The 8,886-nt window shown below is 64.7% G+C and carries 16 protein-coding genes and 1 pseudogene; all 17 read right to left on the bottom strand.

Annotated features, from left to right (window positions below; all coding sequences use genetic code 11):
• A pseudogene (locus tag ACZ6ZP_RS39285) lies at positions 1-101 on the bottom strand (DNA-directed RNA polymerase subunit alpha); the annotation flags it as partial.
• Between the two features lie 120 nt (positions 102-221).
• Positions 222-626 (bottom strand): 30S ribosomal protein S11, encoded by a 405-nt coding sequence (gene rpsK / locus ACZ6ZP_RS39280; protein WP_003948617.1) that lies wholly within the window; start codon positions 624-626, stop codon positions 222-224.
• A 62-nt stretch (positions 627-688) separates the two neighbouring features.
• The gene (gene rpsM / locus ACZ6ZP_RS39275; protein WP_135332566.1) at positions 689-1,069 is read right to left on the bottom strand and encodes a 30S ribosomal protein S13; all 381 of its coding nucleotides are present in this window, start codon (positions 1,067-1,069) and stop codon (positions 689-691) included.
• 178 nt (positions 1,070-1,247) lie between these two features.
• Entirely contained in the window at positions 1,248-1,361 is a 114-nt protein-coding gene (gene rpmJ, locus ACZ6ZP_RS39270; protein ID WP_003974245.1) for a 50S ribosomal protein L36, read from the bottom strand.
• 56 nt (positions 1,362-1,417) lie between these two features.
• Complete coding sequence (gene infA / locus ACZ6ZP_RS39265) at positions 1,418-1,639, bottom strand: translation initiation factor IF-1 (RefSeq protein ID WP_003948620.1); 222 nt, start codon at positions 1,637-1,639, stop codon at positions 1,418-1,420.
• A gap of 189 nt (positions 1,640-1,828) precedes the next feature.
• The gene (map, locus tag ACZ6ZP_RS39260; protein ID WP_366461894.1) at positions 1,829-2,665 is read right to left on the bottom strand and encodes a type I methionyl aminopeptidase; all 837 of its coding nucleotides are present in this window, start codon (positions 2,663-2,665) and stop codon (positions 1,829-1,831) included.
• Positions 2,666-2,762: 97 nt separating this feature from the next.
• Positions 2,763-3,416 (bottom strand): adenylate kinase, encoded by a 654-nt coding sequence (locus ACZ6ZP_RS39255; RefSeq protein ID WP_351170429.1) that lies wholly within the window; start codon positions 3,414-3,416, stop codon positions 2,763-2,765.
• A complete protein-coding gene (gene secY / locus ACZ6ZP_RS39250) occupies positions 3,416-4,729 on the bottom strand; it encodes a preprotein translocase subunit SecY (protein ID WP_351170426.1) in 1,314 nt (437 codons plus the stop codon). The genes ACZ6ZP_RS39255 and secY overlap by 1 nt, the downstream gene beginning before the upstream one ends.
• 224 nt (positions 4,730-4,953) lie before the next feature.
• Positions 4,954-5,409 carry a 50S ribosomal protein L15 gene (rplO, locus tag ACZ6ZP_RS39245; RefSeq protein ID WP_249588330.1) on the bottom strand — a complete coding sequence of 152 codons (456 nt, stop codon included), beginning with the start codon at positions 5,407-5,409 and terminating at the stop codon, positions 4,954-4,956.
• Between the two features lies 1 nt (position 5,410).
• Positions 5,411-5,593, bottom strand: a complete 183-nt coding sequence (rpmD, locus tag ACZ6ZP_RS39240; RefSeq protein ID WP_041985698.1) for a 50S ribosomal protein L30 — start codon at positions 5,591-5,593, stop codon at positions 5,411-5,413.
• Positions 5,593-6,195 carry a 30S ribosomal protein S5 gene (rpsE, locus tag ACZ6ZP_RS39235; RefSeq protein ID WP_160506669.1) on the bottom strand — a complete coding sequence of 201 codons (603 nt, stop codon included), beginning with the start codon at positions 6,193-6,195 and terminating at the stop codon, positions 5,593-5,595. The genes rpmD and rpsE overlap by 1 nt, the downstream gene beginning before the upstream one ends.
• Positions 6,196-6,241: 46 nt before the next feature.
• The gene (gene rplR, locus ACZ6ZP_RS39230) at positions 6,242-6,625 is read right to left on the bottom strand and encodes a 50S ribosomal protein L18 (protein ID WP_351170421.1); all 384 of its coding nucleotides are present in this window, start codon (positions 6,623-6,625) and stop codon (positions 6,242-6,244) included.
• A 3-nt stretch (positions 6,626-6,628) separates the two neighbouring features.
• On the bottom strand, positions 6,629-7,168 hold the full coding sequence (rplF, locus tag ACZ6ZP_RS39225; protein WP_160506667.1) for a 50S ribosomal protein L6: 540 nt from the start codon (positions 7,166-7,168) through the stop codon (positions 6,629-6,631).
• 21 nt (positions 7,169-7,189) lie between these two features.
• Positions 7,190-7,588 carry a 30S ribosomal protein S8 gene (rpsH, locus tag ACZ6ZP_RS39220; RefSeq protein WP_030359017.1) on the bottom strand — a complete coding sequence of 133 codons (399 nt, stop codon included), beginning with the start codon at positions 7,586-7,588 and terminating at the stop codon, positions 7,190-7,192.
• A gap of 224 nt (positions 7,589-7,812) precedes the next feature.
• Positions 7,813-7,998, bottom strand: coding sequence for a type Z 30S ribosomal protein S14 (locus ACZ6ZP_RS39215; RefSeq protein ID WP_003948630.1), 186 nt, complete (start codon positions 7,996-7,998; stop codon positions 7,813-7,815).
• A 5-nt stretch (positions 7,999-8,003) separates the two neighbouring features.
• On the bottom strand, positions 8,004-8,561 hold the full coding sequence (rplE, locus tag ACZ6ZP_RS39210; RefSeq protein WP_344522014.1) for a 50S ribosomal protein L5: 558 nt from the start codon (positions 8,559-8,561) through the stop codon (positions 8,004-8,006).
• The gene (gene rplX, locus ACZ6ZP_RS39205; RefSeq protein WP_160506664.1) at positions 8,561-8,884 is read right to left on the bottom strand and encodes a 50S ribosomal protein L24; all 324 of its coding nucleotides are present in this window, start codon (positions 8,882-8,884) and stop codon (positions 8,561-8,563) included. The genes rplE and rplX overlap by 1 nt, the downstream gene beginning before the upstream one ends.
• Between the last annotated feature and the right edge of the window lie 2 nt (positions 8,885-8,886).

Raw genomic sequence — 8,886 nt, 5'->3', positions numbered from 1 at the left:
AGGGTGTAGCCGAAGCCCGGCTCCAGCGGCTCGATCACGAACCGGGAGCGGAATTCGTCGACGACCTCTTCGGTCAACGAGGGACGCTGAGCGATCAGCATGAAGTGAGTCCTTCAGTCAGGGGCACCCACTATTTGATGCCCTGATGTTGTTACAAGGGTACGGGCGGTACAGCTCCGGAGAGCCGCACCGCCCGAAATCCTCAGACCAAACGACGTGCGTCAGACGCGGCGACGCTTGGGGGGACGGCAGCCGTTGTGCGGCGTCGGCGTGACGTCCTGGATCGAACCGACCTCGAGGCCAGTGGCCTGGAGGGAGCGGATCGCGGTCTCGCGACCGGAGCCCGGACCCTTGACGAAGACGTCAACCTTGCGCATGCCGTGCTCCTGGGCGCGACGCGCGGCCGACTCGGCGGCCATCTGCGCGGCGAACGGAGTCGACTTGCGCGAGCCCTTGAAGCCGACGTGGCCGGCGGAGGCCCAGCTGATCACGTTGCCCGTGGGGTCCGTGATCGAGACGATGGTGTTGTTGAACGTGCTCTTGATGTGGGCGTGCCCGTGAGCGACGTTCTTCTTTTCCTTGCGGCGCACCTTCTTGGCAGCGCCCTGACGACCCTTGGGGGGCATCTATTAACTCCTACGCGAGGTGGTCGGTCCTGCAGCGACAGCTGTCGATCGACCGCTGAGGACTACTTCTTGCCCGGCTTCTTCTTACCGGCGATGGCGCGACGCGGGCCCTTACGGGTGCGGGCGTTGGTGCTGGTGCGCTGACCGCGGACGGGCAGGCCACGACGGTGACGAAGACCCTGGTAGCAACCGATCTCGACCTTGCGGCGGATGTCGGCCTGGATCTCGCGGCGGAGGTCACCCTCGGTCTGGATGTTCGCGTCCACGTACTCGCGGATCTTGATCAGGTCCTCTTCGGACAGATCACGAACACGGGTGTTGCGGTCCACACCGGTGGCGTCCAGCGTCTGCTGGGACAGCGTGCGGCCAATGCCGAACACGTACGTGAGGGCGACCTCGACACGCTTTTCGCGCGGGAGGTCAACACCTTCAAGGCGTGCCATTCAAGGCTCCTGTTGATTTTCGGAGGTCTTCAGCAGGACCGGTCCCAGGTGCCGTACGAGGTACATCCTGGGTCCCCGGCCTCCGACCGGGGGTGTCGCCCTCCATCACTGAAGAGGGACGCGTCCTGCATATGTGCTTACGTGCGTCGCGCGAAAATCTGCGAACTGCAGTCGTGCGTCAGCCCTGGCGCTGCTTGTGGCGCGGGTTGTCGCAGATAACCATGACCCGGCCGTGACGGCGGATCACCCTGCACTTGTCGCAGATCTTCTTGACGCTCGGCTTGACCTTCATTGGTGAGGTTCTCCGGGTCAGTGCCGCACCCCACGTGAATGAGGTACGGGCAAGATCTACTTGTACCGGTAGACGATCCGGCCACGGGTCAGGTCGTAAGGAGACAACTCCACCACGACCCGGTCGTCAGGGAGGATGCGGATGTAGTGCATACGCATCTTGCCGCTGATGTGTGCCAGGACCTGGTGGCCGTTCTGGAGCTCAACCTTGAACATGGCGTTCGGAAGAGACTCAACGACAGTGCCCTCGATCTCGATGGCACCTTGCTTCTTGGCCACGCTCTGCCCTTCGAATCGACTACCTTGATCGACTTCGTACGCCGCATGCAGGCACACGGATGCACGAGAGCCGACGAGTCAGTCTACGTCAGGCGCCCCGGAAAGACGAATCGAGGAAGAATGCCCCATCGGCAAGATCTTTAAGCGCGCGGACACGGCTGTGGGCAGGGGTTCCGCAGGCGGGCACGATCAGCCCAGCGGGTCCGGCGCCGTCGTAACCCCGTACTCCGCCAGCTTCGCCCTGCCGCAGTCGGGCGCCGTCAGGACGATCGGGCCCTCCTCCGTCAGCGCGATGGAGTGCTCCCAGTGGGAAGACCACGTGCCGTCAGTCGTGATGACGGTCCAGTCGTCCTCCAGGACCTCCGTGCGGGGCGTGCCCAGGGAGACCATGGGCTCGATGGCCAGGCAGAAGCCGGGGACCAGCTTGGGGCCCTTGCCGCGGCGGCGCTCGACGTAGTTCAGGAGGTGCGGGTCCATGTGCATCTCGGTGCCGATGCCGTGGCCGCCGTAGTCCTCGACGATGCCGTACTTGCCGCCGCCGGGCTTCGGCTGGCGGCGGATGTACGTCTCGATGGCGCGGGAGATGTCCACGAGCCGGTTGCCCTGCTTCATGGCGGCCAGGCCGGCCCACATCGACTCCTCGGTCACCCGGGAGAGCTCGATCAGCTCCGGGGCGTGACCGGTGCCCACGAACGCGGTGTAGGCGGCGTCGCCGTGCCAGCCGTCGATGATGGCGCCCGCGTCGATGGAGATGATGTCGCCGTCCTTCAGGACGGTCTTGTCGTCCGGGATGCCGTGCACGACGACCTCGTTGACCGAGGTGCAGATCGTCGCCGGAAAGCCGCCGTACCCCAGGAAGTTCGACTTCGCGCCGTGCTCGGCGATCACCTTGCGGGCGACGTCGTCCAGGTCCTTCGTGGTGGCACCCGGCACCGCCGCCTCACGCGTCGCGGCGTGGATGGCGGCGACGACAAGGCCCGCCTCACGCATCTTCGCGATCTGCTCGGGGGTCTTGATCTGCACCATGGGGCTTCCGCTCTCCGTCATCCGTCCAACAACGCTACGTACACAACACTACGGCCGCGGTCCCCCGAGGGGCACCGCGGCCGAGACAGCGTACTGGCTACTTGTCGCCCTTGAGGGCACCCATCGCGCGCTTGGTGACCTCGTCCACCTTGCCGAGCGCGGAGATCGTCACCACCAGGCCCTGGGCCTTGTAGTGGTCGATGATCGGCTCGGTCTCGCGGTGGTACACGTCGAGACGCTTGCGCACGGTCTCTTCCTGGTCGTCACCGCGCTGGTAGAGCTCGCCGCCGCAGACGTCGCAGACGCCCTCGGTCTTCGGCTTGCTGTACGTCACGTGGAAGACGTGGCTGGAATCGTTCCGGCAGATGCGGCGGCCGGCGATGCGCTTGACCACCTCGTCCTCGGGCACCTCGAGGTCGAGCACCGCGTCGAGCTGCTGGCCGTCGGCCTTGAGCGACTCGTCCAGGGCCTCGGCCTGCGACACGTTCCGCGGGAAGCCGTCGAGCAGGAAGCCGTTCTCGGCGTCCGGCTGCGTCATGCGGTCGTGGGCCATCCCGATGGTGACCTCGTCCGGGACCAGGTTGCCCGCGTCCATGAACGCCTTGGCCTGCTTGCCCAGTTCCGTGCCCTGGCTGATGTTGGCGCGGAAGAGGTCGCCCGTGGAGATGTGCGGGATCTTCAGGTTCTTGGCGAGGAACGCGGCCTGCGTTCCCTTGCCCGCACCGGGCGGCCCGACGAGGACGATTCGCATCAGCGGAGGAACCCTTCGTAATTGCGCTGCTGGAGCTGGCTCTCGATCTGCTTCACGGTCTCCAGACCCACACCCACGATGATCAGGATGCTTGTCCCGCCGAACGGGAAGTTCTGGTTCGCGCCGAAGCCCACCAACGCCATCGTCGGTACGAGAGCGATCAGACCCAGATACAGCGAGCCCGGCCACGTGATCCGGTTGAGTACGTAGCTCAAGTACTCAGCGGTCGGGCGGCCAGCCCGGATGCCCGGGATGAAGCCACCATACTTCTTCATGTTGTCCGCGACTTCCTCGGGGTTGAACGAGATAGCCACGTAGAAGAAGGCGAAGAACACGATCAACAAGAAGTACGTCGCGATGTAAATCGGGTGGTCGCCCTTGGTCAGGTTCGCCTCGATCCACTGCTTCCACCCGGAGTTGCCACCCGCGAACTGGGCGACGAGAGCCGGGATGTAGAGAAGCGAGGAGGCGAAGATCACAGGGATGATGCCCGCCTGATTGACCTTCAGCGGAATGTACGTCGAGGTGCCGCCGTAGGAACGGCGGCCGATCATGCGCTTCGCGTACTGGACCGGAATGCGGCGCTGAGCCTGCTCCACGAAGACGACCAGACCGACCATGACCAGACCGACCGCGATGACGGTGCCGAACTCGATCCAGCCGTCGGCCAGGGAGCCCTGCTTCTTGATCGCCCAGAGGGCGCTCGGGAAGGTCGCGGCGATCGAGATGAACATCAGGATCGACATGCCGTTGCCGATGCCGCGGTCGGTGATGAGCTCACCGAGCCACATGACGCAGGCCGTACCGGCGGTCATCGTGATGACCATGGTGACGGTCACGAAGATGGACTGGTCCGGAACGATCTCGGTGGCGACGGGGCAGCCGGAGAAGAGCGAGCCCGTGCGAGCGGTGGCCACGAGGCCGGTCCCCTGGAGGATCGCGAGCGCGACGGTGAGATAACGCGTGTACTGCGTGATCTTCGCCGTGCCGGCCTGGCCCTCCTTCTTCAGGGCCTCGAGCCGCGGGATCACCACGGTCAGCAGCTGCAAGATGATGCTCGCCGTGATGTACGGCATGATGCCGAGGGCGAAGATCGTGATCTGCAGGAGCGCCCCGCCACTCATCATGTTCACCAGGCCGAACAACCCCTGGTTGGAGTTGGCCTGGTCCATGCAGGTCTGGACGTTCTTATAGCTGACGCCGGGAATCGGGACATGCGTACCGATTCGGTAGATCACGATGATGCCGAGCGTGAAGAGCAGCTTCTTGCGCAGGTCGGGCGTCTTGAACGCCCGGGCGAACGCGGTGAGCACGGTGCCTCCTGCGACCCCCGCGCGCGTGCGCAAGAGGTAGTGGTCTGAGGATCGACGAATACATATCAGTCAGAAAAACCGCACGGGCAGACCGCACGGAGCTTAGACAGTGCACGCCACCTTACCGGCGACCGTGCCCCCCTTGGAACGACCAACCGGGGATGCCCCATATGTGGGGCATCCCCGGCTGGGAATCGCTCAAGTCATCGAGATGCCTGAAGAATTCAGACGAGCTCGGTGACGGTACCGCCGGCGGCGGTGATCTTCTCCTTGGCGGAGCCGGAGACGGCGTCAACCGTCACCTGCAGCGCCACGGTGACCTCACCCTGGCCGAGGACCTTGACGAGGCTGTTCTTGCGAACGGCACCCTTGGCGACGAGACCCTCGACGGTGACCTCGCCACCCTCGGGGAACAGCGCGCTCAGCTTGTCGAGGTTCACGACCTGGAACTCGGTCTTGAACGGGTTCTTGAAGCCCTTGAGCTTCGGGAGGCGCATGTGGAGGGGCATCTGCCCGCCCTCGAAGCGCTCCGGAACCTGGTAACGGGCCTTGGTGCCCTTGGTACCACGGCCTGCGGTCTTACCCTTGGACGCCTCACCACGACCCACACGGGTCTTGGCGGTCTTGGCGCCCGGGGCGGGCCGGAGGTTGTGGACCTTCAGCGGGTTCTGCTCCGCCATGTCAGTCGACCTCCTCAACCGTCACGAGGTGGCGGACGGTGTTAGCCATTCCGCGGAACTCGGGGCGGTCTTCCTTGACGACCACGTCGTTCAGGCGCTTGAGCCCGAGCGAACGCAGCGTGTCGCGGTGGTTCTGCTTGCTGCCGATGTACGACTTCGTCTGCGTGATCTTGAGGCGAGCCATTACGCACCCGCCCCGGCACGTGCACGAAGCAGGGCCGCGGGAGCGACGTCCTCGAGGGGCAGACCACGGCGAGCCGCGATCTCCTCGGGACGCTGCAGGCCCTTGAGGGCCGCCACGGTCGCGTGCACGATGTTGATCGCGTTCGAAGAACCGAGCGACTTCGACAGGATGTCGTGAACGCCGGCGCACTCGAGCACAGCACGCACCGGGCCACCGGCGATAACACCGGTACCGGGGGAAGCAGGCTTGAGCAGGACGACGCCTGCGGCCTTCTCGCCCGTGATCGGGTGCGGGATGGTGCCCTGGATACGCGGAACCTTGAAGAAGTTCTTCTTGGCCTCTTCAACGCCCTTGGCGATGGCCGCGGGAACTTCCTTGGCCTTGCCGTATCCGACACCTACGGTGCCGTCACCGTCGCCCACCACGACCAGCGCGGTGAAGCTGAAGCGGCGACCACCCTTGACTACCTTGGCGACACGGTTGATCGCGACAACGCGCTCAACGTATGCGGTCTTCTCGGCGGCAGCGCCACCGTCGCGACCCTTCCGGTCCCGCCGCTCGCCGCCACCGGCACCGCTTCCGCGGCGCTGGGGTCCAGCCATTGGAATTACCTCTCTCTGTTACGTCCGCTAGCTCCGGAACCGGGGCTTAGAACTTCAGCCCGGCTTCGCGGGCGGCGTCCGCCAGAGCGGCAATGCGCCCGGCGTACTTGTTGCCACCGCGGTCGAACACGACGGCCTCGACACCCGCAGCCTTGGCACGCTCGGCGACGAGCGCGCCGACCTGCTTGGCCTGCGCAGACTTGTCGGCCTCGCCACCGCGGATCGTCGCGTCCAGGGTCGACGCAGACGCAAGGGTGTGACCCTTGAGGTCGTCGATGACCTGAGCAATGATGTTGCGGTTCGAGCGAGTGACGACGAGGCGCGGACGCTCCGCCGTACCCGACACGTGCTTGCGGATCCGGATGTGGCGGCGAGCCTTGGCGGCACGCTTGTAAGCGTCACCCTTGGCGATCTTTACACCGTATGCCATGGCTTACTTACCTGCCTTTCCGACCTTGCGGCGGATGACTTCGCCCTCGTACTTGACACCCTTGGCCTTGTACGGGTCGGGCTTGCGCAGCTTGCGGATGTTGGCCGCAACCTCGCCGACCTTCTGCTTGTCGATGCCCTCGACCGAAAGCTTGGTCGCGGACTCCACCTTGAAGGTGATGCCCTCGGGGGCCTCGACGAGGATCGGGTGGCTGTAACCCAGCGAGAACTCCAGGTTGGAGCCCTTCGCGAGTACGCGGTAACCGACACCGCTGATTTCGAGCTTCTTCACGTAACCCGTGGTCACGCCGGTGATCATGTTCGCCACCAGCGTGCGGGACAGGCCGTGCAGGGCCTTGTTCTGACGCTCGTCGTTCGGGCGGGTGACGTTCAGAACGCCGTCCTCACCCTTAGCGATGTCGATCGGCGCGACAACGGTGTGGGAAAGGGAGCCCTTGGGACCCTTAACCGAGACCGTCCGGCCGTCGATGGTGACGTCCACGCCGGCGGGAACCGTGATGGGGAGCTTGCCAATACGCGACATTAGCTATTCCTCCGTTCCCGACTACCAGACGTAGGCGAGGACTTCCCCACCTACGCCCTTCTTGCCTGCCTGCTGGCCGGTGAGCAGACCGTGGGACGTGGAGATGATCGCCACGCCCAGGCCGCCGAGCACCTTCGGCAGGTTGGTGGACTTCGCGTAAACCCGGAGACCGGGCTTGGAGATCCGCTTGATGCCCGCAATGGAGCGCTCACGGTTCGGGCCGAACTTCAGCTCGAGAACGAGGTTCTTGCCAACCTCGGCGTCCTCGACCTTCCAGCCCGTGATGAAGCCCTCCTGCTGGAGGATCTCCGCGATGTGAGACTTGATCTTGCTGTGCGGCATCGCCACGGAGTCGTGGTACGCCGAGTTCGCGTTACGCAGACGAGTCAGCATGTCCGCGATCGGATCAGTCATGGTCATGAATTGGCCTTCGGCCTCTCTCGCCGTGGTTTCCTATCTGCGCCATCCCTCTCCCCACTCAGAGGCGGGACGGGTGCGGCGCGGGGACCTACGGCGTAGTAAGTCGGTCAGGGCGGCAGGCGCCCAACCCTCCTAGCCTAAGGCATGGAGAGGTGGGCCACCTACCGACCAGATACTTACCGAGAGCCTCCAGTAATTCCCAAGTCCCTGAGGACAGAGGGGAATTACCAGGAGCTCTTGGTCACGCCCGGCAGCTCGCCACGGTGAGCCATCTCACGAAGGCAGACGCGGCACAGGCCGAACTTGCGGTACACGGAGTGCGGACGGCCGCAGCGCTGGCAGCGGGTGTAGCCGCGCACACCGAACTTGGGCTTACGAGCAGCCTTGGCAATAAGTGCCTTCTTCGCCATCTCGGTTACGCCTCCTTGAAGGGGAAGCCGAGGTGACGAAGGAGCGCACGGCCCTCAGCGTCGTTGGTCGCCGTGGTGACCACGGTGATGTCCATACCCCGGACGCGGTCGATCTTGTCCTGGTCGATCTCGTGGAACATGACCTGCTCCGTGAGACCGAAGGTGTAGTTGCCACGGCCGTCGAACTGCTTGGGGGACAGACCACGGAAGTCGCGGATGCGCGGAAGCGCGAGCGACAGGGTGCGGTCCAGGAACTCCCACATGCGGTCGCCACGGAGCGTGACGTGGCAGCCGATCGGCTGACCCTCGCGCAGCTTGAACTGCGCGATGGACTTCCGGGCCTTGGTGATGGCCGGCTTCTGACCCGTGATGGTGGTCAGGTCACGGACGGCACCGTCCATGAGCTTCGAGTCACGGGCGGCGTCGCCGACACCCATGTTGACCACGATCTTGACGAGGCCGGGGGTCTGCATGACGTTCTCGTACGAGAACTCTTCCTGCAGCTTGCCCGCGATCTCCTCGCGGTACTTCGTCTTCAGACGCGGGCTGGTGGTGGTCGTCATCAGATGTCCTCACCCGTCCGCTTGGCAACGCGGATCTTGTTGCCGTCATCGTCGAAGCGGAAACCGACACGCGTGACGACCTTGTTGCCGTCCTTCTCCACGACCAGCTGGACGTTGGAGACGTGGACAGGGGCTTCGGTGGTCACGATGCCGCCGGCCTGCGAACCGCTGGCGGTCGGGCCGGCCTTCGTGTGCTTCTTGACCCGGTTGACACCCTCGACCAGGACACGCTCGTCGCGCGGGTAAGCGGCAATGACCTTGCCCTGCTTGCCCTTGTCCTTACCGGTGATGACCTGAACCAGGTCGCCCTTCTTGATCTTCATGC

This window comes from Streptomyces sp. NPDC054047, from assembly GCF_055585065.1.
The sequence above is the reverse complement of the archived record's forward strand: the minus strand, read 5'-3'. Positions and strand labels throughout refer to the sequence as shown.